The 311-nt window shown below is 29.6% G+C and carries 1 protein-coding gene; it reads right to left on the bottom strand.

Features of this window, described 5'->3' with window-relative positions:
* Positions 1-311, bottom strand: a 311-nt coding sequence (locus BTV99_RS13645) for a hypothetical protein (protein ID WP_178377997.1), incomplete at both ends; no start/stop codon positions are given.

Genomic DNA, 311 nt, shown 5'->3' with positions numbered 1-311 from the left:
CTATCCTCAGCTTTTTTCTCAGAGTATCTAAAGAGATTGCTATCTACATAATTATGTATAACTAATTTATTTTCATTTGGAATATCGAAACCTAGATCAGACTCAACCTCTTTTAAAAATGTATTTGAAACAAATATGAGTTTGATTCTATTATTTAAATCCTTCTTTATAAGGTTTTGCCAAAACTTAACTCTATTATCAGCAAGCCTTTTCTTCTTATCCGTTTCACTATTAGTTAATCCTTTAAAGTCAAACTCTCTTCTCTTCCAGCTTTGTACCTCTGCACCATGTAACCAAATAGATATGTTTAT

Source organism: Psychrobacter sp. Rd 27.2, assembly GCF_001921755.1.
Lineage (GTDB): Bacteria > Pseudomonadota > Gammaproteobacteria > Pseudomonadales > Moraxellaceae > Psychrobacter > Psychrobacter celer.
The sequence above is the reverse complement of the archived record's forward strand: the minus strand, read 5'-3'. Positions and strand labels throughout refer to the sequence as shown.